This window comes from bacterium (assembly GCA_019637795.1).
Classification (GTDB): Bacteria; Desulfobacterota; Binatia; order HRBIN30; family CADEER01; genus JAHBUY01.
The window spans coordinates 280,343-305,839 of the sequence record JAHBUY010000006.1 but is presented as its reverse complement, the minus strand read 5'-3'; the positions used below and the strand labels follow the sequence as shown (position 1 = coordinate 305,839).

The following is a 25,497-nucleotide window of genomic DNA, read 5'->3' as shown; positions in this document are numbered from 1 at the left end:
GCGCTGTCAATCGGCTGCCGCCCGCCGCAGACCCCCGGCGACCGGGGGCGGCGATTTCGGGCTGCGATTGAAGAGGATGGCGATAGTCTGCCCGATGCGGTCGGCGACCGCGATGTCGATCCTGCCGTCGCGGTCGAAGTCGCCGGTGGCGAGCGCCTGCGGCGCGCGCCCGACCGCCAGGCGGATCGGCTTGCCGAACTCGCGCGGGTGTTCCCCGGGTAGAATCTCGATCGCGCCGCCGAGCTCGTCCGGGTTGACCAGGTCCATGTGGCCGTCGCCGTCGAAGTCCTCGGCCAGCGACGGCTTGGCGGTGCCGTCCAGTTTGCTGGTGGTCGGCGCCTCCAGGCCGGCGCCGTTGCCGAGCAGGATCGCGACGGTCTCGCTGTAGTTGCTGCCGACCACCAGATCCTGGTTGCCGTCCTGATTGGTGTCGCCGACGATCAGGAAGCTGGGACGGGCCGGCACCGGCTGGTTGACCACCTTGGAGAACTGGCCATGACCGTCGCCGTAGAGAATCGAGACGCTGTCGCTGAGCGAGTTGACGACCGCGAGGTCGGTGCTGATCGGGCTGGCGAAGCTGCCGACGCTGATCGCCAGCGGGCCGCCGCCGACGGCGATCTGGCGCGGGGCGGAGAAATGGCCCGCGCCGTCGCCGAGCAGCACCGCCACCGCGTCGCCGCCGAACACCGCCACCGCCAGGTCGGGCTTGTCGTCCTGGTTGAAGTCGCCGACCGCCAGGCCGCGCGGCCGGCGGCCGACGCTGATCGGCGGCAGGGCGCGGAAGCGGCCGTCGCCGAGGCCGATGAAGATGCCGAGCAGGCCGCTGTCCTCGCTCACCGCCGCCAGGTCGGGATGCTCGTCGCCGTCGAAGTCCTCGCTCACCAGGGCGCTCAGCGCGCCGAACGACGCCAGCGTGCAGGGGATGCCATCGAAGCTGCCGTCGCCGCGGCCGCGCAGCCAGGTGCCGCCGCTCCCGAGGCGGCCGAAGGCCAGCAGGTCGGCGTGGCCGTCGCCGTCGACGTCGCCGGCGAGGATGGTTTCCGGACCCGCGCCGACCAGGTAGGCGCCGCTGTCGCGCACGTGTCCATCGCCGCTGCCCAGCAGCACCACCGCGGTGCCGGCGCTGCGGTCGGCGACGACGACATCCGGTCGGCCGTCGCCGGACAGGTCGGCGACGCTGGCGTCGGCGAGGTGGGGCGACTTCCAGAGCAACTGCGGCGGCGACAGGCGGCCGTCAGCGCCGAGCCGATGCCAGAAGAGGCCATCGTCACCGATCACCAGCAGATCCGTCCGCTGGTCGCCATCGAGGTCGGCGGCGATGAGGCGCCGGGCACCGCGGGCGCTGGGGAGGGTCCCCGCCGACTCGAACGTGCCGTCCCCGCCGCCGTGCAGCACGACGAGAGCGCTGCCGGTCTGGTCGGCCAGGATGAGGTCGGCGCGACCGTCGGCGTCGACGTCGGCGGCCGCCACGTCGGCGGCGAAACGCGGTGCCGCCAGGTCGCGGCGCTGCCAATTGGCGCCGTCGCGGGTGAGCACGCTCAGGCCGTCGTCGTGCAGCACGGCGAGCCCCGGGCGCTGATCCAGCGGGAACCAACGGGCGGCGCGCGGCGGAGCCGGCAGCTCGATGTCCTGCGGACGCTCGGGCAGGCCGCGCGGCCCCAGCCGGGAGATCGAAATCCGGTGCGCGTCGCGCGTCGCGAACGCGACCAGATCGGGGCCGGCGACCAGGATGCGGGCGCCGCGGCCGTCGCTGCTGCGCTCGCCGCGGCCGACCGCGCCGCCGTCGTAGCGCAGGACGCTCAGACCGTCCGCCGTCGCCACCAGCGCCCGCCGGTCGGTCCCGGCCGTGAAGACCGCCGCGGTCGCCTCGCCGCCGAGATCGATCTCGCGCCGCGCCTGGAACGCGATCAGCCCGCCGCTCGGCGCCGGCGCGCAGAACGCCAGCACGAGGGCGAGAGTCGTGGCGATACGGACGCGTCGCATCGTGGGAAGGAGCCGTCGCTCGACGAAAGGATGCCGCACGCGATCCGTATGTTGCCGCGACGCCCGCCTGCCCGCAAAGCGCCGTACCCCCGGTGCGTGCAACGGGGTCGCGCGGACCAGGTGCCCGCGCGACCCCGTGCCGTCAGCCGATGCTGCGCCGGGTGACGAGCCGCCCGGTGCGGCGCACGTTCGGCCGGCTGCGGCCGATCGCGCGTCGCGGCGAGACATTCTTGGCGCGCAGGCGCTCGAGCGCCAGGCGCACCGCGCCCGGCTCGAGCCCGAGCGTCTCGCAGACAACGTGGAAGCTGAAGGGCGAACGATTGCGAGCGCTGCGTACCCAGTACTCGGCCTCACTGCGGACACGTCCGACCGGGCTGAGATAACTGCGGATGCCGTCCTCGAGAATGGCCAGCATCAGTGCCTTGGTGCCCGTGTATTGCGTCGTCCGTGTCTCGCCTCCTCCGAGCGACGTGATCCGCAGCAGATCCAGGTCGGAGTCGCCCACCTCTCGCCCGAACCCATCGTCTCTGGTGATCCGGTTGTCGCTGGACATGATCATGCCCCGAAGGGCCTCCTCTGTTTGGTAGCCACAGCAGAGAGCAAGCCGTGTGCCCGAGTCCGACTGTAAACCTTCATGGAACGTGTGCCCAGAGCTAATGACTCGTGGGCCTGCGGCAGTCTTGCAATTCACATCATCGGACTTGCAGCACTGCCAGCATGCTCATCGCGATCCGAGGGCCAATTCCACGTGATTTCGCTCAGATAGCGGCAAGCTTGCGACGCTCATTATGTGAGCTGCGTTGCGGGGTGTCAGGCCATGTCGGAAGTGCAGGGGGTGCTGCCCGGCCGCCGTTGCCGGGGCGGCGGCGGATGCGAAAGCGACCGCCAAACGTCAGTCGTCAATCCAACGCACGTCGCTGGTCGCGAATGCGCCGAGGCCGAGGCGGTCGCAGAGATCGCGGAAGGCGCGACGGGGAATGCCGCGCCAGCGCAGGTCGTCGAGCGACTCGGCGAGTGGCGCGTCGGTGCGCAGGGTGGCCAGGGTCTTGTAGAGCAGCGCCTCGTGGCGGCGCGCGCTCAGGGTGGCGGCGAGGCGTTCGCGGCCGCGCACGTTGACGGTCCAGCGGGTGGGATCGTCGGGGATCGCGTCGATCGTCTGGTAGGCGGCGAGGACGGCGGCCGCCGACTTTCGTCCCCAGCCCGGGATGCCGGGGAAGCCGTCGGCGCTGTCGCCGGTGAGGGCGAGCAGGTCGGGGATCGAGCGCGGGCCGACGCCGAACTTCGCCCGCACGGCGTCCTCGTCGTAGGTGGTGCCGCGGATGCGGTCGTGGGTGACGACGTGCCGGCCGCGGACGCACTGGGCGAGGTCCTTGTCGGGCGACAGGAGAACGACGCGTTCGCTGGCGGCGGCGAAACGGGCCGCCGCGGTGGCCAGCGCATCGTCGGCTTCGAGCTCGACCATCGGCCAGACGACGATGCCGAGCGCGCGCAGCGCGTCCTCGGCGAGCGGGAACTGGGACCACAGGGCCGGGTCGATGCCCTCGCCGGTCTTGTAGCCGGGGTAGAGCCGGTTGCGGAACGACTCGATGACGTGGTCGGTCGCGGCCGCGAGGTGGGAGATCGCGGGGTCGCGCAGCAGCGGCAGGGTGGAGCGGACGAGGCCGCGCACCGCGCCCACCTCGCGGCCGTCGGGAGCGCGGCGGGCGGGTTGGCCGTAGAAGGCGCGGAAGAGCTCGAAGGTGGCGTCGATCAGGTGCAGTTGCATGGCGGGTCAGCGGGCGCGGGGCGCGTCGCGGGTGGCGGCGGGGAGGGTGGCGAAGCCGTCGTCGACGCGCACCCGCCAGCCGTCGAAGCGGGGCACGCTGCCGCGCACGAACGCCATGCGGAAGAGATCCGCGTCGCCCGGCTGCAAGGGCGCGATGGCCAGCGCGGCGGCGGCAACGGCGCCGGATTCGACCGCCGGCTCCCGCAGCGCCTCGGCGCGCCGGTTGAATCCGTGTTCGCGGGCCACCACCTCGCCGTCGGCCGTCAGCTCGTACACCAGGCGCACGGCGGCCAGGGGCGCCGCGCCGTCGTTGCGCACCTCGCCGCTGATCACGAACAGCTCCTCCGCGCCGGCACCCAGCTCGCCCACCTGCGCCAGCCCGCTCCAGCGCGCCTGCTGGCTGACGATGCGCGCTGCCGGCGGTGCCTTCACCAGCGCGGTGGCGGCGACCAACAGGAGCCCGGCGAGCATCGCGACGCGCATCGCCGCACCCGAGCACGAGCCGGCGCCGACCTGCAACCCCGCCGCGGCCGCCGCGCTGCGTCTGGTGGACGAAACCGCCGGGGCCCCCGCGCCCGGCGCCGTGCGCCGGCGAGCGCTCGCGTTTTGACTTTCCCGATACCCTCGTGCGATGTCCACCCGGGTCATGAGTGAGCGGGGGCGGGCGAGCGCGTCGTTCTTGATCGCGGTTGGCGTAGCCGTGCTGGCGGTCGGCGGGTATGTGGCATGGACCTTCCTGCGCCCCGACCCCTACGCGCTGTCGGAGCGCGTGGTGCGCGACGCGCGCCGCGCCCTCGCCACCGAGGTGCGCGAGTTCCAGAAGCAGCTCGACGAGGTGGTGCGCGCCGCCCGCAAGAAGAACGGCGACATCGGCAAGGCGGTGGACGCGGCGGCCGACCAGGCGCGGCGAGACCTGGACGACGTGGTCAGCGACGCCCACGAGCGCCTGGGCGAGCTCGACGTCGAGCTGCGCACCCAGCGCAATCGCATGGACCGCATCGAGACCCGGGCCCAGGAGGCGCGGGAGATGATCAACGATTTCGCCGAGAACGCCAAGGCGAAAGCGCAGGCGACGCCACCCAGTTGAGGCCGTCCAGCGCGCGCGCACCCGTCTCCGGCGTTCGTAGGGACTTCGCCGGCCGCCTGTTGTAACGTCACCGCCGACCCGCGGCGCGCCCGCGCCGGCGCGGTCCAGGAGCGCCACATGTCAGACCAGATCCAATCCGTGCTCAGGGAGGAGCGGGTATTCCCGCCCCCCGCCGAGCTCAGCGCCGCGGCCCACGTCGCCGGCGCCGAGCGGCTGGAGGAGATCCGCCGCGACGCGGCCCGCGATCCGCAGGCCTTCTGGGCCGGGATCGCCGCCGAGCTGCACTGGTTCCAACCCTGGGAGTCGGTTCTGGAGTGGAACCCGCCGTTCGCCAAGTGGTTCGCCGGCGGCACGACCAACCTCTGTTACAACTGCCTCGACCGCCATCTCGGCACCTGGCGCCGCAACAAGGCGGCGATCATCTGGGAGGGCGAGCCGGGCGACAGCCGGGTGCTGACCTACGCCGATCTGCACCGCGAGGTGATCCGCTTCGCCAACGTGCTGCAGGGCCTCGGCGTCCAGGCGGGGGACCGGGTCGGCCTCTACATGCCGATGATTCCCGAGCTGGCGATCGCCATGCTCGCCTGCGCCCGCATCGGCGCCACCCACAGCGTCGTCTTCGGCGGCTTCAGCGCCGAGGCGCTGCGCGACCGTCTCAACGACGCCCAGGCGAAGGTGGTGGTGACGGCCGACGGCGGCTATCGCCGCGGCGCCATCGTGCCCCTCAAGGCCAGCGTCGACGAGGCGCTGCGCCAGGCGCCGTCGGTGGAGAAGGTCGTCGTCGTCAGCCGCACCGGCCAGACCGTGCCGATGCTGGAAGGCCGCGACCTGTGGTGGAACGAGCTGATGGACGAGGCGAGCGACGTCGGCACCTGCGCGCCCCTCGAGGCCGAGCACCCGCTGTTCATCCTCTACACCAGCGGCACCACCGGCAAGCCGAAAGGCGTCGTCCACACCACCGGCGGCTACATGGTCCACACCTACATCACCAGCAAGTGGGTGTTCGATCTGCGGGACGAGGACACCTACTTCTGCACCGCCGACATCGGCTGGGTGACCGGCCACAGCTACGTGGTCTACGGCCCGCTCGCCAACGGCGCGACGACGGTGATGTACGAGGGCGCCCCCAACTGGCCGCAGCCCGACCGGCTGTGGCAGATCATCGACAAGTACGGCGTCAGCATCCTCTACACCGCGCCGACGGCGATCCGCTCGTTCATGAAGTGGGGCAGCGAGTGGCCGCGCAAACACCGCCTCGACCGCCTGCGCCTGCTCGGCTCGGTCGGCGAGCCGATCAATCCCGAGGCCTGGATCTGGTACCGGCGGGAGATCGGCAAGGACCGCTGCCCGATCGTCGACACGTGGTGGCAGACCGAGACCGGCGGCATCCTCATCTCCCCGCTGCCGGGCGCGACGCCGACCAAGCCGGGCTCGGCGACGCGGCCGTTCCCCGGCATCGACGCCGACATCATGACCCGCGACGGCCAGCCGGTCGGCGCCAACCAGGGCGGATTCCTCGTCATCCGCAAGCCGTGGCCGGGCATGCTGCGGACGATCTGGGGCGACCCCGACCGCTACGTGCAGAGCTACTGGAGCCAGATCGACGGCGTCTACTTCACCGGCGACGGCGCCCGCCGCGACGAGGACGGCTACTACTGGATCATGGGCCGCATCGACGACGTGGTGAACGTCTCCGGCCACCGCCTCGGCACCATGGAGGTCGAGAGCGCCCTGGTCAGCCACCCCGCCGTCGCCGAGGCCGCGGTCGTCGGCCGCCCGGACGACCTCAAGGGCCAGGCGATCGCCGCCTTCGTGTCGCTCGAGGCCGGCTACACCTGGAGCAAGGAGCTCGAGAAGGAGTTGCGCGAGCACGTCGCCAAGGAGATCGGCGCCTTCGCCCGCCCCGACGACCTCCGCCACGCCGACGCCCTGCCGAAGACGCGCAGCGGCAAGATCATGCGCCGCCTGCTGCGCGACATCGCGTCGGGCCGGGAGACGCTCGGCGATACGACCACCTTGGAGGATCTTTCCGTGCTGGCGAAGCTGCGGGAAGACGAGGAATAGGCTGTTGGCTGTCAGGCTGTTGGCTGTTAGAGGAAGGCGCCTCGTCTCAATACCGCTCTCCAGACCCCTGACAGCCTAACCCCCTGACAGCGTAACAGCCTTCCGCATGACCCTCCGCGTCCACAACACCCTCACCGGCCAGCTCGAGGACTTCCGCCCGCTGCGCCCGCCGAAGGTCGGCATGTACGTCTGCGGCGTCACCGTCTACGACCGCTCGCACATCGGCCACGCACGGGCGCTGGTCTGCTTCGACGTCATCTACCGCTATCTGCGGTTCTCCGGCTACGAGGTCACGTTCGTCCGCAACTTCACCGACGTCGACGACAAGATCATCAAGCGCGGCCTGGAGCGCGGGCTCACCGCCCAGGAGGTGTCGGAGGCGAACATCGCGTCCTTCCGCGAGGACATGCAGGTGCTCGGCTGCGCCGCGCCGGACGTCGAGCCGAAGGCCACCGAGCACATCGCGGAGATGATCGCCCTCATCCGCGAGCTGGAGGCGAAGGGGCTCGCGTACGCGTCGAACGGCGACGTCTACTTCGCGGTCGACAAGCTGCCGTCCTACGGCCAGCTCTCCGGTCGCCGACTCGAGGACATGCAGGCCGGCGCCCGCATCGAGGTGGACGAGCAGAAGCGCCATCCGATGGATTTCGCGCTCTGGAAGGCGAGCAAGCCCGGCGAGCCGTTCTGGGACAGCCCGTGGGGGCCGGGCCGGCCGGGCTGGCACATCGAGTGTTCGGCGATGGCCAGCAAGTACCTCGGGCAGCCGTTCGACATCCACGGCGGCGGCAACGACCTGATCTTCCCGCACCACGAGAACGAGATCGCGCAGAGCGAGGGCGCCAAGGGCTGCCAGCTCGCCCGCTACTGGCTGCACAACGGCATGGTGACGCTCGGCACCGAGAAGATGTCGAAGTCGCTCGGCAACGTGTGGACGGTCGCCGACGCGGCCGCGCAGGTCGGCGGCGAGGCGCTGCGCCTGCTGGTGCTCGGCACCCACTACCGCGGGCCGCTCGACTTCCAGCCCGACCGCCTGCTCGAGACCAAGCGCACGCTCGACCGCGTCTACGACTCGCTGGCGCGCATCGACGAGGCGCTGGCCGCGCACCCGGTCGCGCCCGACGCGGCGGTCCGCGAGGCCTGCCTCGACGACTTCCGCGCCGGCATGGACGACGACTTCAACACCGCGCGCGGGCTCGCCACGCTGTTCGACGCCGTGCGTGCCCTCAACCGCCACGCCGACGCCGGCGAGTGGCCGCAGGCCGCCGGCGCGCGCGCCGCGATCGCCGCGATGGCCGGGGTGCTCGGCGTCGCCGGTCAGGACCCGCGCGCCTGGGTGGCGCGCGGCAAGGCGCGCGGCCTCGAGGATCGCGCGCTGTCGCCGGCGGCGATCGAGGCGCTGATCGCCGATCGCGCCGCCGCGCGCCGGGCGAAGGACTTCCGGCGCGCCGACGCCATCCGCGACGAGCTCAAGGCGAAGGGCGTCGTCCTCGAGGACGGCCCCCAGGGAACGACCTGGAAGATCGAATGAGCCGGGCGCCGCGCGCTGCCGCGCGCCGGCGCGGCACGACGCCGCCCGGCATGCGGACGCTCCACCACGACGACGCGCTCGGCCGCTGGCTCTACCACGAGTGGAAGCCGCCGCTGCTCGCCGGACTGGTCGACTGCCTGTGGCACAGCGCCGGTTCGGCGGCCCTGCCGCGCAAGCGCATCTTCCCCAACGGCATGGTCGAGCTCATCGTGACGCTCGGCGAGCCGATGCGGTTGGTGGAGGGCCGCGGCGTCGGGCGCTTCGTCGGCGGCACGCTGAGCGGCCTGCATTCCGGGCCGCTGGCGATCGAGATGGGGGCCAGCCACGAGACGTTGGGACTGCGCCTGCGGCCGGCGGGCGCCTACGCGCTGCTCGCCCGGCCGCTGGCCGAGGTCAGCGACCTGACGGTCGGCCTCGACGACGTCGTCGGCCGCGTCGCCCGCGAGCTCGCCGAGCGCGTCGCCGGGGCGACGTCGGTCGGCGAGCGGTTCCGCATCGTCCACGACTGGACGCGCGCCCGCCTCGCGCCGGCCCGCGTCGCCGAGCCCGCGGTCGCCTGGAGCGCGGCGGCGATCGAGCGCAGTGGCGGCACGGTCCCGATCGCCGCGCTGCGCGCCGAGACCGGGCTCTCGACCAGCCGCCTGGTGGCCAGGTTCCGCGAGCAGATCGGCTTCAGCCCCAAGCGCTACGCGCGCATCCTCCGTTTCCGGCACGCCCTGGCGCTGCTGCACGAGGGCGCGCTGCCCGCCGTCGAGGTGGCGCTGGCGGCCGGCTACTACGACCAGCCGCACATGCTGGCCGACTTCCGCGCCATGGCCGGCATGACCCCGCGCCAGTTCGCGACCGCGCGGCGCTACGCCCAGTCGCTCAGCACCGCGCACCCGAGATGATCCCGCCGCCGGTATGCGCCGCATGGCCGCGGCGCCCGACTTTTCTCCAAGACGGCCGCCGTCGTCTTCGGTAGAAGAGGGTCCATGAGCCACCCCGGGATCCCGCCGTCCCTCCAGGTCTCGCGCCTGGCCGCCAGCCTGTGGATCCCGCAAGCGCTGCACGCCGCGGCCCGGCTCGGCGTCGCCGACGCCATCGCCGCCGACGGCACCGCCAGCGCCGACGTCGCGCGCGCCATCGGCGCCGATCCGCTCGCCACCCACCGCCTGCTGCGCGCCCTGGTGGCGCTCGAGCTCTGCCGCCGGACCGACGACGGCCGCTTCCTCCTCACGCCGCTCGGCGCCTGCCTGCGCGCCGATGCGCCCGACTCGGTACGCGCCTGGGTGCTCCTGATGGGCGGCGACATGGTGTGGCGCAGTTGGGGGCGGCTCGCCGACTGCGTGCGCGCAGGCGAGTGCGCGCCGCGGCTGTTCGAGGGCAAGGACGCCTTCGAGTCGATGGCCGACCATCCGCTCGAGCGCGCCATCTTCGATCAGTCGATGCAGGAGCTCACCCGTCGCGCCGCGCCGGCGCTGGTCGCCGCCTACGATTTCGCCGCCGCGCGCACGGTGGTCGACGTCGGCGGCGGTCACGGCGCGCTGCTCGCCGCCGTGCTCGCCGCCCACCCGCACCTGCGCGGCACGGTGTTCGACCTCGCGCACTGCGCTGAGGGCGCCGCCGGCCTGGCCGGCGAGGCCGGCGTCGGCGACCGCTGCGGCTTCGCCAGCGGCAGCTTCTTCGACTCGGTGCCGCCGGGCGCGGACGTGTACCTCCTGAAGAGCGTCATCCACGATTGGGACGACGAGCGCAGCCGCGCCATCCTGCGCGCCTGCCGCGCCGCGCTGCGCCCCGGCGCTCGCCTGCTGCTGATCGAGGTCGTCGTCCCGGAGCGCCCGGGCACCGCGCCGCTCGATCAGATGATCGCCGGCACCGACCTCAACATGCTGGTGATGACCGGCGGCCGCGAGCGCACCGAGGCCGAGTATCGCGCCCTGTGCGAGGCCGCCGGCCTGCGCGTCAACCGCATCCTGCCGACCGCCACCGCGTTCAGCGTCGTCGAAGCCGAGGCCGCCTGACGCCATGAGCCATCCCGCCCGCCGGAACCGCCGCCCGCGCCTGCTCGAGAAGGTCCGCGCCATCTGTCTCTCCTGGCCCGAGACGTCCGAGAAGGTCGCCTGGGGCGCGCCGACCTTCCGGGTGCGGAACCGGCTGTTCGCCATGTACCTCGACGACCATCACGGCGACGGTCGCATCGCGCTCTGGATCAAAGCGCCGACCGGCGTCCAGGAGCTGCTGGTCGAAGCCGAACCCGAGCGCTTCTTCCGCCCGCCGTACGTCGGCCCCGCGGGCTGGGTCGGCGTGCGCCTCGACTGCGCCTTCGATTGGCACGAGATCGCCGACTTCCTCGCCGACGGCTACCGCCTGGCGGCGCCGCCGAAGCTCGCGGCGCAGCCCGTGTTCGGCCCGCGATCGGTCGTCGCGTCGCCGGCCGCCGCGCCGGCGACGCGCCAGCGCCGGCGCCGCTCCTGAGTCGGCGCGCGACGCCGGCGCTGGCCGCCCCGGCGACGGTTGCCTTTGCGCCCGGATCGGTGTTCACCGGGCGCGATGGCGGCATCGCGGTCCTGGCTCTCGCACCGGCGCTATCCGCGCCTGCTGCTGGCCCTGCTCGCCGCGTTGTCGCTGGCGTTGGCGATCGCGCCCCACGACCGCGCCGACTGGCTGCTCGAGAACGCCCTGCTGTTCGCCGCCGTCGCGGCGCTCGTCGCCAGCCACCGCGCCCTGCCGCTGTCGCGGGTCTCGTACACGCTGATCTTCCTCTTCCTCTGCCTGCACACGATCGGGGCCCACTACACCTATTCGCTGGTCCCCTATGACGACTGGATCGAGGCGCTCACCGGCCGCACCCTCTCGAGCCGTACCGGCTGGCAGCGCAACCACTACGACCGCCTGGTGCACCTGTCGTACGGATTGCTGCTCGCCTATCCGGCGCGCGAGGTCTTCCTGCGCGTCGCCCGCGTGCGCGGCTTCTGGGGCTACTATCTGCCGCTCGACGTCGTCATGGCCACCTCGATGCTCTACGAGCTCATCGAGTGGGGCGCCGCCGTGCTCTTCGGCGGCGACCTCGGCGTCGCCTATCTCGGCACCCAGGGCGATCCGTGGGACGCGCAGAAGGACATGGCGCTGGCGACGGCCGGCGCCGTCATCGCCATGCTGATCACGGCGGCGATCAACCGCTACACGCAGCGCGACTTCGCCCGCGAATGGGCGGAGAGCCTGCGCGTCAAGCAGCGCCGCCCGCTCGGCGAGGAGAGCCTCGCCCGCCGCCTGCGCGACCACGCCTGACGGGCCGCGCTCCGGAGGGGACGGGCCCGCGGCGAAGATCATCGCCATCGACACGGCGGTACGCGCCGCGCACCTGGTCGACGGCGTCTTCGGTGCGCCAGTGAGGTGCTCACGGGCGAGACCCGAGGTTGCCTTCGGGTTCACCGCCAGCCGAAGCGCCTGTCGGCGGTTGCGCGCAAGCTGATCAACGACTCGCGCAACGAGCTGCTGTTCAGCGTGGCGAGCCTGTGGGAGATCGTCGTCACGCGCAGCCTCGGGCGGGACGACTTCCGCGTCGAGCCGCGCCTGCTGCGCCGCGGCCGGCTCGACAACGGCTACGCCGAGCTGGCCATCGGCGGCGAGCATGCGCTCGCCGTGGACAGCCTGCCGCCGATCCACACGGATCCATTCGATCGGCTGCTCGTCGCCCAGGCGCAGATCGAGAGCGTGACGCTCCTCACGGCCGATCCGCTGCTGGGGCGATACCCAGGCCCGATTCGCCGCGTGTGAACGGAACGCACCGGACCCGCCTCGGCGGCGCCGCCGAGGGCCCGCCCGATCCGCTCACGGCGCGTGCGGCAATGGGTCATTCGCCAGCTCATCCGCTGGCACATCGAGAGCGCCGGCGTCCGCTCACGGCCAGACGTCGTTGAGGATCATCGCCAACCGCGTGCCGCCCTTGGCGAGCTGCTCCTCGATCACCGGCTGGGCGACGTCCTGGTAGGGTTGGGCCAGGTGCTCGTGGAATCCGAGCATGCGCTCGCTGATGTTGTCGCCGTGCACCACGCACCGCTTCAACTCGCCCCGATCGGGTTCGACGGGGATGGCAGTAGGCAGTTGCCCGTATGCCGTGCCGTCGGCAAGCTCGTGGCTCTCCCACGCCCAATCGTCGACGTGGATGGCGCCAGCGCGCCACGTGCCCATCTTCGACTGAAACTGCTGGCGCAGGTGGTCGGCGAACGCCTTCGGATTGGTGTTGGCCGGGTTGCGCTCAATCAGCCCGCTGTCCCAGACGCTGTGGAGGTTCGGAGTTGCCTTGCCGGCGGTTGTGACCGACGGATTGCGGCCGAAGAAGGCGACCGGCACGCAGTTGCCGCCGCGATCCCCGTTCGTGGTGCAGTGGAGTGGTTGGTGGATGTCGCCAACGAAGTGAATGAGGAACCGCAGGGCATCGGCTTTTTTCTTGCCCTTCGCATTGCTCTTGAGCACCGCGATCTGTGCCGTGATCGCCTCGGTGACGCAGCCGCTGTCGGGGCAGAAGGTCATCATCTGGTCGCGCGACGCGCCACGCGGAATATCGAGAAAGTGCCACGACGCCGTGTGCGCGAATCTCGGCGTGTTGCGCACGTCATCCGCCCAGCTCGAGGCGTCGGCAAATCGAGTGAGCCCCTGGGGCTTGCAGACCCGCGTCAGACTCGGATCGATGGGGTAGTTGCGGAGCAACTTGTCGACCTGCTTGGCCGCCCTATCGCCGAGCTGTTGGCTCGCGATGAGGGCCACGGTCTGGTGGCCGTCGCAGCCCCAGGCGTGGACGATGGTGGGAACCGCGCTGGAGCACAGCGGGAGCAGAAGCGCATAAGCGATGAGCGGCGTGCGAATCATGCGGGCGTCCCTCCCAGGCCGGTGAGCACCAGTGTCATGCCGCGCGTGGCGTCGCCAAGTCGGGAAATACCCACACGACGGCCCGAGACCGGGCGCGCGGGCCGGACGGCGATGACCAGCGACGGGGCGATGCGCGGCGCCCTGGGATCCACCGGCACGCGGACGATCACCATCCCGAGCTTCCGCTGGCTCGTCAGGCCGGAGTCGCGCACGCCCAGTGGCCCGGCGGGTCGTTCATCAGCGCCTGGCCCGACGGTGGTCACGCGCGTGGGCGGCTTCGGGGGCCTGCGCGTCACGCAGCGCCGCCCGCTCGGCGAGGAGGGCCTGATCCGCCGCCTGCGCGACCGCGCCTGACGGGCCGCGCCCCTGAGGGGGCGGCTCCGTCGCGCGGCCGGAGCATGTCACCCATTGCGGCGGCTGCGGTCGACTGCGAACGGTCCCTTCGGCGGCGCGCGGGACGCGCCGCCCCCGGAGGTGCGGTATGAAGGCGCTCGTCTATCAGGGCCCCGGCAGGAAGGCGTGGCAGGAGGTTCCGGATCCGCGCCTCCAGCGGCCGACCGACGCCATCGTCCGCATCGACACGACCACGATCTGCGGCACCGACCTGCACATCCTCAAGGGCGACGTGCCGGCGGTCGCGCCGGGCCGGATTCTCGGCCACGAGGGCGTCGGCGTCGTCACCGAGGTGGGCAGCGCGGTGAGCACGCTCGCGGTCGGCGACACCGTCATCCTCTCCTGCATCAAGTCGTGCGGCCGCTGCGCGTTCTGCAAGCAGGGGATCTTCGCCCACTGCCTGGGCGAGGAGGGCGCCAGTGGCATCGGCTGGGTGTTCGGGCATCTCATCGACGGAACGCAGGCGGAATTCGTTCGCGTCCCCTACGCCGAGACCTCGGTGCACAAGGTGCCGCCGCCGGTGACCAACCAGCAGGCGGTGCTGCTGAGCGACATCCTGCCGACCGGTTTCGAGATCGGCGTGCAGTACGGGCAGACCAAGCCCGGCGATGTGGTCGCCGTGATCGGCGCCGGGCCGATCGGCCTGTCGGTGATGATGACCGCGGGCCTGTACGGGGCGGCGAAGATCATCGCCATCGATCTCGATGCCAACCGCATCGCGCAGGCGCGTCACTTCGGCGCCAGCCACGGCGTCAATTCCGGCGACGCCGATTGGCAGCAGCAGGTGATGGCACTCACCGACGGCTGGGGGGTCGACGTCGCGGTGGAGGCGGTCGGTCTGCCGGCGACCTTCGACATGGCGACCCGGATCGTCCGCCCCGGCGGCCACGTCGCCAACGTCGGCGTGCATGGCCAGCCCGCCGAGCTGCGCCTGCAGGACCTGTGGATCCACAACATCACCATCAGCATGGGACTGGTGAACACCAACACGACGCCGCTGCTGCTGAAGCTGATCGCCGAGGGCCGGCTCGAGGTCGACCGATTCATCAGCCACCGCTTCCGGCTCGACGACATGCTCGCCGCCTACGACACCTTCGCCCGCGCCGCCGAGACCAAGGCCCTGAAGGTGGTGATCGAACGCTGAGCCCGGACCGGGGTGAGCCGCCGGCGCCGCCGCGGGATGTCCGCGGGCGGCATTTGACAGATGGGAGCGGAGCGCATGGCGCGACCACCATGTCGTGCCTCGCCCGCGCGCCGCGGTCGCGCGTGGCCGGCGCCGCGACCGATCGCCTGGCGGATGAGCGTTCGACCAGCCCTCGATCGTCCCGCCGCCCCACGTCACCGCCGATGTGCTGACGCTGCCCGCGCCGGCCGCGCGGGCGGGCGACCGCGCTCACATGGCGTCGGGATCGTCGGTCAACCACCGACGGAGCAGGGCGGCGGCACGTCGCCGGGAGTCCTCGGTGAGGTCCCGGTCGTAGCGCCAGCGTTCGAGGATGGCGCGGATCAACGCCCGGCGACCCGGCGCGCACCCCGCCTCGAGCTCGGATTCGAATTGTCCGAGCGCATCCGCTACGTCGATTCCTGCCACGCCTGCCCCCGGTGGGCCTGCGATAAGCGGCCGCGTCCACTGTCGGCAACCGGGGAAATTCCCGTATGTCCATCGGGGTAGTCAGCCGTGGACCGATGGAGGCGCCGACGCGCCCCGCCGCCGTCATCGAGCCCCGCCACGCCCCAAGCGCTGGCCGACGAGGTGCCGACCCGCACCGCGCGCGAACGCCAGCGCTGGAAAACAGCGCGCCCGGGGTGATTCGAACACCCGACCTACTGGTTCGAAGCCAGCCGCTCTAGTCCGCCTGAGCTACGGGCGCGCGCCGGCGGACGGTAGCGGCGCGCGGGGGGAAAGTCCACGTGGGCGGCAGCCAGTTGCGGGTCGACGCGCCGCGAACGAGGGGAGCCCGCCGCCTCCGTCCACGGCGGAGCCGCGTCGGATGTCGGCTGGCCGGGGGGCGCTTGACTGCGAACCAGCGGGGTGAGCAGGGTCGGCAATCCATGTCGCGCCGCGCCGCCGTTTCCGCTCGTGCCGCGTGGCCGCCATGCGGGGGCTGTCGCGCGCTCGGATCGCGGTGCGGCGCGCGCGCCCGCCGTGCCGGCTCCTCTCTCCACGTACCGCAACCAGAGGACACGACCAGATGAGACACGCATGGGTGATCGGCGCCACGGCGCTGCTGTTGGCCATCAACGCCTCGGCCTTCGAGGGAACCATCAAGCTGCGCACCACCGCGGCCAGCACCGACCAGTTGGGCGAGGCGGGCGGCGGCAAGACGCCGGACAACGCGGCGATCCTCGCCATGACCCCCGAGCAGCTCGCCAAGGGCGGCAAGGCGCAGGTGAAGGAGAGCATGGTCTACGTCGCCGGCGCGAAGGTGCGCATGGACATGCCGCTGGAGAGCAAGGGATCGGGCTACGCGGTGGTCGATCTCGACAAGGGCGTCACCTGGTTCGTGATCCCGTCGGAGAAACGGTACATCGAGTGGTCCGAGGCCGATGCCAAGGCGATCGGCGAGAAGATGGCGCAGATGAAGAAGGCGATGAACGAGCGCATGGCCTCGCTGCCGCCCGATCAGCGCAAGCAGCTCGAGGCGATGATGAAGAACCTGCAGCTCCCCGAGGACCATGCGGCGCCGGAGCCGACGATTGCCATCAGGCCGCTGAACAAGCAGCAGACGATCAACGGCATGCACGCCTCGGGATACCAGGCCAGCGAGGACGACAACACCGTCGTCGCCTGGGTGACCGACGAGCAGCCGGACCTGAACAAGGCGCTGCTGACGGTGTCGGAGCGGATGGAGAAGCTGACGCCGGCCAACATGCGCAAGGAGAACGTCCGCCGCCAACTGCAGCAGAAGGGGCTGCCGGTGATGGTGCAGAATCTCGGCGGCGGCCGCTATCGCATCGAGGAGATCATCGCCGTGGAGCAGAAGCCGGTCGACGCGGCGCTGTTCGCCGTGCCGCAGGAGTTCAGCAAGACGACCGGCCGCGATGCGCTGAAGAACATCCCCGGTCCAAGCGGCGCTGCGGCCGGCGCGCCGGCGGCGGCGCCGCCCGCCATGCCGCCCGCGAAACACTGAGCGGCCCGCGGCCGACGGCGGTCAGCGGGCCACCGATCGCTGACCGCCGTCGGCGGGTCACGCCGCGCGGTGGCCGCGCGGGTGCGGGTCGGCGACGAACGGCTGCAGCAGGGCGCGGACGTTGACGCGCGCGCCGATGCGGGCGCACAGCAGGTAGGTGCCGCCGAGCTTGCGGTGCAGGAAGATCGTCTCCGGCGGCGGCGGGCGCAGGAAGCCCTTGCCGAACGTGAGCTCCATGCCCGCCTCGCGTGCCCGGGCCGGGATGTCGGAGGCGCCGAAATCGTAGACGCCGCGGTGGGCGAACGGCTCGCAGCCGATCAGGAAGAGGTCGAGCAGGGCGTCCACCCGATCGATCCGCTCGCGCGCGTCGAAGAAGCCGACCTCCAGCATCGCCGCGCGCAGGGCGGCCCGGTCGCCGTCCATGCCGGCGCGGAAGATGCGCCGGTAGCGTTCGCTCAGTGGCTTCGGCAGCTCGCGCACGGCGCCGTAGTCGAGCAGCGCGATGTCGCCGCTGGCGAGCAGCAGGTAGTTGGCGAAGTTGGGATCGGTCTGCATGTAGCGCAGCTCGAACAGCTCGCGGAACAGGATGCGGTAGAGCAGGGCGCCGATGCGGTCGCGCTGCCGCTGCCCGTGTCCCGGGCCGGCGAGGACGTCGAGCGACTGCCCCTCGACGAAGTCCATCGCCAGGATATGGGTGGTGGTCAGGTCGTCGTGGACGCGCGGGATCACCACCCCGGGCTGGTCGCCGAGCATCTCGGCATAGCGCCGCAGGTGCTGCGCCTCGACCGCGTAGTCGCATTCCTGTCGCAACTGGCGCTTCGCCTCGGCGAGCACGCCGGAGAGATCGACCCCGCTCGGCAGCAGGCGCGACAGCCGGAGGATCGAGGCCATGTTGTCGACGTCGCTCTCGATGCTCCGGTCGACGCCCGGATACTGGATCTTCAGCGCCAGCTCGCGGCCGTCCATGCTGATCGCGTGATGCACCTGCCCGATCGAGGCGGCGGCGATGGGATCCATGCCAAAGGTGCGGAACCGGCGCTCCCACTGTCGGCCGTAGTTGCGCGCCAGCACCGCCCGCAGTTGCGCCTCGGGCATGCTGTCGCCCTCGGCGCGCAGGATCGACAGCGCGTCGGCGACCTCCGGCGGCAAGAGGTCCTGTCCCTCGAGCGACAGCAGTTGCCCCAGCTTCATCGCCGCGCCGCGCATGCGCGACAAGCGGGCGGCGAGCTTGCGCGCGTTGGTGGCGGTGACGAAGACGCTGTCGGCGGCGCGGTCGCCGCCGACCAGGCGTCGCGCCGCTTCGCCGAGGCCGCCGATCGCCACCTCGCCGGCGAGCAGGCCGAGCCGCGCCAGCCGCTCGAACCGGCCGGCCGGCACGCGCGATTGCCGGGTCGGCCGTTTGCGTTGGGCGGGCACGGGTCGAGCATACGCGAGGCGCGCGCCGACACAACCGGCGGGCGCGGCGTCGCTGCCGGCGTGCCGGTCGCGTGCTACAGCACGCGCATGGGGGTGTGGTTCGAGCTGCGCGAGCGCGCGTTCCTCGCCAAACAGCGCCGGCGGCTGTCGCGCCTGGCGCCCTGGCACCGACCGCCGGCCGACGCGGCGCGCCTGCTCGCCGCGGTGCGCGCCAAGACCGTGGTGCTCACGGTCACCGCTGGCCGCACCGGCACCACCTTCCTCACCCACCTGCTGGCGCGCTGTCCCGACACCACCAGCCTGCACGAACCGGAGCCGTCGTTCGTTCCCGTCCTGCGCCTGGCGCAGCGCGACCCGGCGCTCGCCCGGCGCTTTCTGCTCGAGTACAAGCTGCCGTTCATCGCGTCCGTGCCGACCCGGCGCTACGTCGAGACCGGCCACCTCTTCTGCAAGGGGTTCCTCGAGCCGCTGCTGGCGCTCGGCGTGGCGCCGCGGGCGATCGCCCTGCGGCGGGCGCCGCGGCGGGTCGCGGCGAGCCTGCTGGCGCGCCGCACCGTTCCGGGGCGCGGCAAGCTCGGTCTCAAGTACCTGCTCCATCCGGCGGACCCGGGCGTGCTGCCGCTGCCGCGCTGGCAGCGGTGGAGCGATTACCAGCTCTGCTTCTGGTACGCGCTGGAGATCGAGAACCGACAGCGCCGCTACCGGGCGCCGGTGGAGGCGGCCGGCGGCGCCTGGGTGGACGTGACGGCCGAGGAGCTGGGCGATGCCGATCGCTTTCTCGCCGTCGCCGACGCGCTGTCGCTGCTCGACCCGGCGAGCGACCGCGAGGCGTTGCGCGCCGCCCACGCCGCGGTGGCGCACGTCACCCACAATCCGAACCCGCGGGTGGTCGCCGTGCCCGACGCGGCGGCGCAGGAGGAGGCGGTGTGGACGGCGATCGGCGACGCCGCTCTCCGGCACTGGGTCACGTCGCGGTACGCCACCGCGGAGCCGTAGCGGGCGCGGAGGGGATCCCCGCTACCGCTTTGCGGCCTCGCTCGCGGCAATTCGTCGCCGCCGCGCGCGCGGCGGACGAGCGGCATGTGCGCTGGCAGGGGGCATAGGGTTTGCAGCATAACGAGGCGTGGACTCGCTGCCCCCTCATGACGGGTCGGCCGAGCGCGGCGACCGTAGACGGCGCTCGGTCGCGGCGCGCGATCTCTGGCGCGCCCTGAACCGGGCGCGCGCGGTCGACGGCGCCGCGGTGCGCCTCGCCAGCCTGGCGCTGCTCGCCTTCTACGCCGCCGGGGTGCTGCTGCGGCCGATGCCCGACCAGCCGCTGGCGCCGTGGGTGCGCGGCGCGGTCTGCGTCTGCATCGCGCTCGGCATCGCCTTCGGTCCGCGCTTCACCTGGCGCGCCCTGCGCCTCTTCACCGTCGGGCTGGCGCTGGCCCTCAACCTGGCGATCGGCTCGCTGATCCTGCTGCGCGGGCCGGTGCGCGGCGATCTCGGGGTGCAGGCGCTGGCGATGTTCGCGCCGACCGCGTTTCTGCAGACGGGCATGGACGTGATCGGGGTGGTGGTGGCGCTCGGCTCGCTCGTCGCCGCGGTGCTCGCGACCACCCCGTTGGACGCTCCCAACACGGTGGCCATCGATCTGTATGGCGCGTTGCTGACCGGCGCGGTGACGGCGCTGGCGCTCATCCTCTTCCGCGACCGCGTCAGTACCAGCACCGCCTGGTGGCAGGAGGCCTGCGCCCGCGAGCGCGCGCTGCGCGAGTTCAGCGAGGGCATCGCGCCGCAGCTCGGCGAGGCGGTGGCGGCGCGCGAGCTGGCGGGGCGGCTGCGGCAGGCGTTCGGCACCGGCCACTGCGCCATCGTCACCATCGAGCCCGGCGGCGCCCCGCGCGTCCTCGCGACGGCCGGCGTGTGGGCCGGCGTCGAGCCGAGCGCCGCGAGTCTGTTGGCGCTGGTGCAGCGGATGCGGGATCGCCAGCCGTTCGTCGCCTCGCGCGTCGCCGAGTCCGACCTGCCGTGGGCGACCCTGGGCGGGACGCTGGTGGCGCTGCCGATGGTGTTCGACGACGCCGTCGCCGGCGCCATCGTGCTGAGCGCCACGGGGCCGCGGCCGGCCGCCGAGGAGGAGGTGCTGATGTGGCGCGCCATGGCGAGCCAGGTCTGCACGGCGCTCGACTCGGCGCGTCTGTTCGCCCGCCTGCAGGAGGCGCTGCGGGCCCGATCGGAGTTCGTCAACACCATGTCGCACGAGCTGCGGTCGCCGCTGCACGTCATCATCGGCTACGGCGAGATGCTCGCCGAGCAGCGCGCCGACCCGGCCGTGGCGGCGGCGCGCATCCGCGCCAACGCGCTCGAGCTGCTGCATCTCGTGGAGAACACGCTCACCGTCGGCCGCCTGAGCGGTGGCGGGCTCGCCGTGCACCCGAGCGAGTTCGAGCTGTCGGCGCTGTTCGACGAGCTGCGCGAGAGCGTTGCCGCGCTGCCCGAAGCGCGCGCCGCGGCGAGCGTGCGCTGGCAGATCGACGGCCCGCTGCCGCCGCTCCATCTCGACCGCCTGAAGGTCAAGGAGGTGGTGCACAACCTGGTGTCGAACGCGCTCAAGTTCGCCGGCGCCGAGCCGGTGCGCGTGCGCGCGGCCGCGGACGGCGATCGGCTGCGCATCGACGTGAGCGACAGCGGCCCCGGCATCGCGCCCGCCGACCAGGCGCGCATCTTCGGCCTGTTCGAGCGCGGCGACGGCGATGCGGTGACCGGCGGGTCCGGGCTCGGCCTCTACATCGTCAAGAGCCTGGCCCAGTTGATGGGCGGCGACGTGACCGTCAGCAGCAGCCCGGGCCGCGGCGCCTGCTTCACCGCCTGGCTGCCATTCCGCCTCGATCGCGGGTAGAAGAACCGCGTGGCAGACGTGGAGCAGGCTGGCGCGGCCGACGGCGGGCCGTCGCCCGGGGAGGAGAGCGACGTCCATCGCCTGACCGTCGACGGCCGGGAGCTCATCCTGGTCGGCACGGCGCACGTGTCGAAGGAGTCGGCCGAGCTGGTCGAACGGGTGATCGAGCGCGAGCGACCGGACTGCGTCTGCGTCGAGCTCGACGCCCGCCGCTACGATGCGCTGGCGCACCGCACGCGCATCGAATCGCTCGACCTGAAGACCGTCATCCGCAACCGCCAGCTCGTGCCGCTGCTGCTCAACCTGCTGCTGATGTCGTACCAGAAGCAGCTCGGCGGCCAGCTCGGAGTGGTGCCGGGCAGCGAGCTGCTGGCCGCCGCCCAACTGGCGGAGCGGCTCGACATCCCGGTGCGCCTCTGCGACCGCGACGTGCGCGTCACCCTGCGCCGCGCCTGGGCCGCCCTGTCGCTGTGGCGCAAGGCCGAGCTGATCGCGACCCTGCTGACCGCCATGCTCGAGGCGCCGGAGCTCGACGAGGCGGAGTTGCGCCGGCTGCGCCAGCAGGACGTGCTGAGCCGCCTGATGGAAGAGCTCGGGGCCGCCTTTCCCGGCATCAAGGGCGTGCTGATCGACGAGCGCGACGCCTATCTGGCCACCCGCCTGCGCGAGGCGCCGGGCGCGCGCATCGTCGCCGTCGTCGGCGCCGGGCACGTCCGCGGCATGCTCGACGCCCTGCGCGCCGGCCGCGTGGCGGACGTGGCGGCATTGGAGACCATGCCGCCGCCGTCGGCCGCGGCCCGCATCGCCGGTTGGTCGATCCCGGTGGTGATCGTCGCCGGCCTGGCGGCGATCGGCCTGCGCCACGGCCTGTCGGCGGTGGGCGACAACGCGTTGTACTGGGTGCTCGCCACCGGCCTGCCGGGCCTCGTCGGGGCGGCGATCGCCCTCGGGCACCCGCTCACCCTGCTGGCGACGTTCCTCTCGGCGCCGATCACGACGTTGTCGCCGCTGCTCGGCGTCGGCTACGTCGCGGCGCTGGTGCAGGCCTACGTCCGCCCGCCGCTGGTGCGCGAGATCCAGAGCGTCGCCGACGACGTGCGGGTGGCGCGCCGCTGGTGGACGAACCGGCTGCTGCGCATCTGCCTGGTCTTCCTGCTGTCGACCATCGGCACCAGCATGGGGACGATCGTCGGCACCACCGAGATCCTCTCCAACCTCTTCCACTGAGCATGCGCGGCCGTTGGCGATCGCTTCCGCTCGCGCCCGGACTGGCGCTGTTCCTGCTCGCCGCGCCGGCGGCGGCGCAGCGCTGGGCGATCGACGATCCCGGCCAGGGGCCGGTGCCGCTCGCCGCCGGCAGCCCCGGCGCGCGCGAGCTCAGCGGCCTCGCCTGGGCCGGCGGCGACCGCTTCGCCGCCGTGTCGGACGACGACGGCCGTCTGTACTGGTTGCGCATCGCGGTCGATCCCGCCACCGGCCGGATCGGCGCCGCCGAGGCGGTGGCGGCCCTGCCGCTGCCGACGAGCCGGGACCTCGAGGGCATCGCGCTGACCCCGGACGGCCAGTCGGTGGTGGTCAGCGACGAGGTCGGCCCGGCGGTGCGGGAATACCGCCTCGCCGACGGCGCGTGGCAGCGCACCGCGACGCTGCCGCCGGTGTTCGCGTCGCTGCGCAACAACCTCGGGCTCGAGTCGCTGGCCCGCGATCCGTCCGGGCAGTACTGGACCGCCAACGAGGAGGCGCTGACGGTCGATGGCCCGACGTCGTCGGCCGGGCAGGGCACGCTGGTTCGCCTCTTGCGGCTCGACGCCGACCTGCGGCCGACCGGCCAGTGGGCCTACCGCACCGACCCGATCGCCGGCGCGGCCGTGCTCGCCGACCGCGGCACCGGCCTCTCCGAGCTGGCGGCGCTGCCCGACGGCCGCTTGCTCGCCCTCGAGCGCTCGCTCGGCAGCGAGGGGCTGCGCATCCGGCTGTACGAGCTCGATCTCGCCGGCGCGACCGAGGTGAGCGGAATTTCCGCCCTTGCCGGCGCCGACGTCGTCCCCGTGGCCAAGACGCTGCTCTGGCAACGCACGGCGCCGAATCAGAACTTCGAGGGCATGGCGGTCGGCCCGACGCTCGCCGACGGCAGCCACAGCCTGATCCTCGTCAGCGACGACGGCCACCGGCTGGCGCAGGCGCTGTACCCGCTGCGCATCCGGCGGCGTTGAGCCCAGCGCGGCTTCGACCCGGCGCCTACGGCGGGAAGCCGGCCACCCCCTCGTCGAGCTGCACGCCGAGCGAGTTCAGGGCCATCGAGACCAGGGTGTACTGCCCGACGGTGAAGATCAGGTCGAGGAGCTGCTTGCTGTCGTAGCGCGCGCCGAGGACCCGCCAGGTGGCGTCGCCGATGCGCGCGTCGCGGTGCAACTCGTCGGCGGCGCGCAGCAGGGCGGCGTCGAAGGCGTCCCAGCCGGGCGCCTCGGGTCCGGCGGCGACGCGCCGGATCTCGTCCTCGCTGAGGCCGACCTGGCGGCCGATCACCACGTGCTGGCCCCATTCGTATTCGGCGCGGCAGTTCCAGCCGGTGCGCAGGATGAGCAGCTCGCGCTCGCGCGGCGCGATGGTCGACTTGATCAGGACGTGCGTGCCGAACACCATCCAGCGGCGCAGCAGATCGGGGTGATGCGCCAGGGTGGCGAAGATGTTCAGCACCCGCCCGCCCATCTTGCTGGCCTCGAGGAGCTGGGCGGTGTCGGGGGGCCACTGGTCGGGCGGCAGCGGCGCCAGGCGCGGCGGGGTCATCGTCATCGGGTCCTCCCGGCGGACGCGATAGCAGACGGGACCCGCGCCTGTCTCATCCCGCCGCCAGGGTGCGGCAGGTGCGCGACGTTTCCACGTCCTTGAGCGCCGGCGCGGTGCCGAAGAGCCGGTCGCCGCCCGTCATGGTGACGCCCATCCAGTAGTGCTCGTTCTTGAAGTGGTGCAGGCGGTGGTTGCGCCACAGGCGCTGGTAGTGCGCCGAGGTCGGCTGGTAGCGGGTGTGCACCAGGAAGTGCACCCACTCGTAGTGCAGGGTGAGCGCCAGGTGGGCGACGATGCCGGTGAGCGCCAGCGGCGTGTTCGGCGTCAGCGCGAACCACAGCAGCACCAGCAGCGGCAGCGAGTACAGGAACGAGTGCATGGGGATGAACAGCAGGTCGATCTCCCATGGCGTCCGGTGATGCTCGCGGTGCTTGCGCGGGACCGGGAAGTCGAGCCGCCGCCCGAACACGGTCCGCGGCCGGAAGTGCAGGATGTAGACGTGGATCAACCACTCCTGGATCGGCCAGAAGGCGAGGATCCCCGCCACCGGCAGCAGGTCCCAGGCCGACCAGTCGCCGACCGCGAGCCGCGCCGCGACCGCGATCAGCAGCGCCGCCATGACGATCCGCGGGCTGCCGTGGCGGAGGAACACCGCCAGCGCCTCGGCGACGGTGCGCGGGCTGTCGGTGGCGGCCAGCGACAGCGACGGGACGGGCCCGTCGGCGTCGAGCGGCGTCGTGGTGATCGTGCTCATGCCTGCTCCTTCGCGGCGCGGCGGAGATGGTCGAGCACCTGCTTCACGCCGCGCTCGCCGCGTTCGATGAGGGTGCGGGCGCGCCGCGCCGCGCCCTCGCCGTTGCCGCCGCGCACCGCCGCCGCGATGGCGGCGTAGCCGGCGAGGTCGCCGATCTCGTCGGCCAGCACCTGCGTGAACAGGGCGCGGCACTGGTCGTAGGTGGCGCGCAGCGAATTGTACGCGAGGCGGTAGGCCAGGTTGTCGGAGGCATCGACCAGCTCCGACCAGAACGCCACCGCCAGATCCTGCAGCGCCGCCAGGTCCTCGCCGGCGTCGCGCATCCGCTCGACCGTCGCATCCAGCCGCGCCAGGTGCGCGTCGGTGCGCCGCTCGGCGGCGCGCCGGGCGATGTCCGGGGCCAGCGCCGACCGCATCTCGATGATGCCGTGGACGACGCCGGTGTCGATCGCGCCGCCGGAGGGCACGATCAGGTCGGCGAGCAGGTCGAGGCCGCCGGTGGCGCGGTAGTCGAGCACCTGCGAGGTGCCGCCGTGCCGGATCGACACCAGCCGCGACTGCTGCAGGCGGCGCAGGGCCTCGCGGACCGAGCCGCGGTTGACGCCGAGCGCCTCGCAGAGCACGCGTTCCGCCGGCAGCGCGTCGCCGGGCGCCAACTCGCCATTGACGATCTGATCGCGGAGCTGCGTGAACACCGCCTCCGACAGCGACTGCTTGCGCACCGGCTTGAGCATGCCGCTGCTCATCTCATCCGCTCATCTGATTGTCAACTGGTCGGACAATTCTTTCCGGTGGGCCGCGAGGAGGCGGACGCCGGCGCGCCGCGCGCGGGTGGATGCGATTTGCCCCGCCGG

General features: G+C 72.5%; 24 protein-coding genes, 1 tRNA gene and 1 pseudogene. 14 read left to right on the top strand and 12 right to left on the bottom strand.

What is annotated here, in order from left to right:
- Positions 1–6: 6 nt before the first annotated feature.
- The 4 genes from KF840_21215 to KF840_21200 form a co-directional block, all read right to left on the bottom strand.
- Positions 7–1,983 (bottom strand): VCBS repeat-containing protein, encoded by a 1,977-nt coding sequence (locus KF840_21215; protein ID MBX3027426.1) that lies wholly within the window; start codon positions 1,981–1,983, stop codon positions 7–9.
- A gap of 142 nt (positions 1,984–2,125) precedes the next feature.
- A complete protein-coding gene (locus tag KF840_21210) occupies positions 2,126–2,542 on the bottom strand; it encodes a hypothetical protein (protein ID MBX3027425.1) in 417 nt (138 codons plus the stop codon).
- Positions 2,543–2,875: 333 nt separating this feature from the next.
- Entirely contained in the window at positions 2,876–3,748 is an 873-nt protein-coding gene (locus KF840_21205; GenBank protein ID MBX3027424.1) for a flap endonuclease, read from the bottom strand.
- Between the two features lie 6 nt (positions 3,749–3,754).
- Positions 3,755–4,231 carry a hypothetical protein gene (locus tag KF840_21200; protein MBX3027423.1) on the bottom strand — a complete coding sequence of 159 codons (477 nt, stop codon included), beginning with the start codon at positions 4,229–4,231 and terminating at the stop codon, positions 3,755–3,757.
- A 148-nt stretch (positions 4,232–4,379) separates the two neighbouring features.
- On the opposite strand from KF840_21200, the gene KF840_21195 reads away from it, so the two are divergent.
- From KF840_21195 to KF840_21160, 8 genes are all read left to right on the top strand, one after another.
- Entirely contained in the window at positions 4,380–4,835 is a 456-nt protein-coding gene (locus KF840_21195) for a hypothetical protein (protein MBX3027422.1), read from the top strand.
- 117 nt (positions 4,836–4,952) lie between these two features.
- Positions 4,953–6,899, top strand: a complete 1,947-nt coding sequence (gene acs / locus KF840_21190; protein MBX3027421.1) for an acetate--CoA ligase — start codon at positions 4,953–4,955, stop codon at positions 6,897–6,899.
- Between the two features lie 106 nt (positions 6,900–7,005).
- The gene (cysS, locus tag KF840_21185) at positions 7,006–8,427 is read left to right on the top strand and encodes a cysteine--tRNA ligase (protein ID MBX3027420.1); all 1,422 of its coding nucleotides are present in this window, start codon (positions 7,006–7,008) and stop codon (positions 8,425–8,427) included.
- 50 nt (positions 8,428–8,477) lie between these two features.
- Positions 8,478–9,317: an AraC family transcriptional regulator gene (locus KF840_21180; GenBank protein MBX3027419.1), complete on the top strand. Its 840-nt coding sequence runs from the start codon at positions 8,478–8,480 to the stop codon at positions 9,315–9,317.
- 84 nt (positions 9,318–9,401) lie between these two features.
- A complete protein-coding gene (locus KF840_21175; GenBank protein MBX3027418.1) occupies positions 9,402–10,430 on the top strand; it encodes a hypothetical protein in 1,029 nt (342 codons plus the stop codon).
- Between the two features lie 4 nt (positions 10,431–10,434).
- Positions 10,435–10,884: an MmcQ/YjbR family DNA-binding protein gene (locus KF840_21170; GenBank protein ID MBX3027417.1), complete on the top strand. Its 450-nt coding sequence runs from the start codon at positions 10,435–10,437 to the stop codon at positions 10,882–10,884.
- A 75-nt stretch (positions 10,885–10,959) separates the two neighbouring features.
- Positions 10,960–11,697 carry a DUF2238 domain-containing protein gene (locus tag KF840_21165; protein ID MBX3027416.1) on the top strand — a complete coding sequence of 246 codons (738 nt, stop codon included), beginning with the start codon at positions 10,960–10,962 and terminating at the stop codon, positions 11,695–11,697.
- A gap of 105 nt (positions 11,698–11,802) precedes the next feature.
- Complete coding sequence (locus KF840_21160; protein ID MBX3027415.1) at positions 11,803–12,186, top strand: type II toxin-antitoxin system VapC family toxin; 384 nt, start codon at positions 11,803–11,805, stop codon at positions 12,184–12,186.
- Positions 12,187–12,309: 123 nt separating this feature from the next.
- Here KF840_21160 and KF840_21155 read toward each other — a convergent pair whose 3' ends face one another.
- Positions 12,310–13,278: a S1/P1 nuclease gene (locus KF840_21155; protein ID MBX3027414.1), complete on the bottom strand. Its 969-nt coding sequence runs from the start codon at positions 13,276–13,278 to the stop codon at positions 12,310–12,312.
- Positions 13,275–13,451: a hypothetical protein gene (locus tag KF840_21150; protein ID MBX3027413.1), complete on the bottom strand. Its 177-nt coding sequence runs from the start codon at positions 13,449–13,451 to the stop codon at positions 13,275–13,277. Before KF840_21150 ends, KF840_21155 begins: the two co-directional genes overlap by 4 nt.
- A 308-nt stretch (positions 13,452–13,759) precedes the next feature.
- Between KF840_21150 and KF840_21145 the strand changes: the two genes are divergently transcribed.
- Complete coding sequence (locus KF840_21145; protein ID MBX3027412.1) at positions 13,760–14,815, top strand: zinc-dependent alcohol dehydrogenase family protein; 1,056 nt, start codon at positions 13,760–13,762, stop codon at positions 14,813–14,815.
- 249 nt (positions 14,816–15,064) lie between these two features.
- Here KF840_21145 and KF840_21140 read toward each other — a convergent pair whose 3' ends face one another.
- Together KF840_21140 and KF840_21135 are read right to left on the bottom strand one after the other, a co-directional pair.
- Positions 15,065–15,262, bottom strand: a complete 198-nt coding sequence (locus tag KF840_21140; protein MBX3027411.1) for a hypothetical protein — start codon at positions 15,260–15,262, stop codon at positions 15,065–15,067.
- Positions 15,263–15,467: 205 nt separating this feature from the next.
- Positions 15,468–15,542, bottom strand: a tRNA-Arg gene (locus KF840_21135).
- Between the two features lie 321 nt (positions 15,543–15,863).
- On the opposite strand from KF840_21135, the gene KF840_21130 reads away from it, so the two are divergent.
- The gene (locus KF840_21130; protein MBX3027410.1) at positions 15,864–16,802 is read left to right on the top strand and encodes a DUF4412 domain-containing protein; all 939 of its coding nucleotides are present in this window, start codon (positions 15,864–15,866) and stop codon (positions 16,800–16,802) included.
- 57 nt (positions 16,803–16,859) lie between these two features.
- Here KF840_21130 and KF840_21125 read toward each other — a convergent pair.
- Positions 16,860–18,229: pseudogene (locus KF840_21125) on the bottom strand (AarF/ABC1/UbiB kinase family protein).
- Between the two features lie 76 nt (positions 18,230–18,305).
- Here KF840_21125 and KF840_21120 point away from each other — a divergent pair.
- From KF840_21120 to KF840_21105, 4 genes are all read left to right on the top strand, one after another.
- The gene (locus KF840_21120; protein MBX3027409.1) at positions 18,306–19,214 is read left to right on the top strand and encodes a hypothetical protein; all 909 of its coding nucleotides are present in this window, start codon (positions 18,306–18,308) and stop codon (positions 19,212–19,214) included.
- Between the two features lie 127 nt (positions 19,215–19,341).
- Positions 19,342–21,102: a HAMP domain-containing histidine kinase gene (locus KF840_21115; GenBank protein MBX3027408.1), complete on the top strand. Its 1,761-nt coding sequence runs from the start codon at positions 19,342–19,344 to the stop codon at positions 21,100–21,102.
- An 18-nt stretch (positions 21,103–21,120) separates the two neighbouring features.
- Entirely contained in the window at positions 21,121–22,329 is a 1,209-nt protein-coding gene (locus KF840_21110; protein MBX3027407.1) for a TraB/GumN family protein, read from the top strand.
- Positions 22,330–22,331: 2 nt separating this feature from the next.
- On the top strand, positions 22,332–23,315 hold the full coding sequence (locus tag KF840_21105) for an esterase-like activity of phytase family protein (GenBank protein ID MBX3027406.1): 984 nt from the start codon (positions 22,332–22,334) through the stop codon (positions 23,313–23,315).
- Positions 23,316–23,340: 25 nt separating this feature from the next.
- Here the strand turns inward: KF840_21105 and KF840_21100 are convergent, their stop codons facing one another.
- The 3 genes from KF840_21100 to KF840_21090 are packed head-to-tail and all read right to left on the bottom strand — an operon-like array spanning position 23,341 to position 25,389.
- Positions 23,341–23,895 (bottom strand): carboxymuconolactone decarboxylase family protein, encoded by a 555-nt coding sequence (locus KF840_21100; protein ID MBX3027405.1) that lies wholly within the window; start codon positions 23,893–23,895, stop codon positions 23,341–23,343.
- A gap of 46 nt (positions 23,896–23,941) precedes the next feature.
- Positions 23,942–24,643, bottom strand: a complete 702-nt coding sequence (locus KF840_21095; GenBank protein ID MBX3027404.1) for a sterol desaturase family protein — start codon at positions 24,641–24,643, stop codon at positions 23,942–23,944.
- Entirely contained in the window at positions 24,640–25,389 is a 750-nt protein-coding gene (locus KF840_21090) for a FadR family transcriptional regulator (protein ID MBX3027403.1), read from the bottom strand. The genes KF840_21095 and KF840_21090 overlap by 4 nt, the downstream gene beginning before the upstream one ends.
- Between the last annotated feature and the right edge of the window lie 108 nt (positions 25,390–25,497).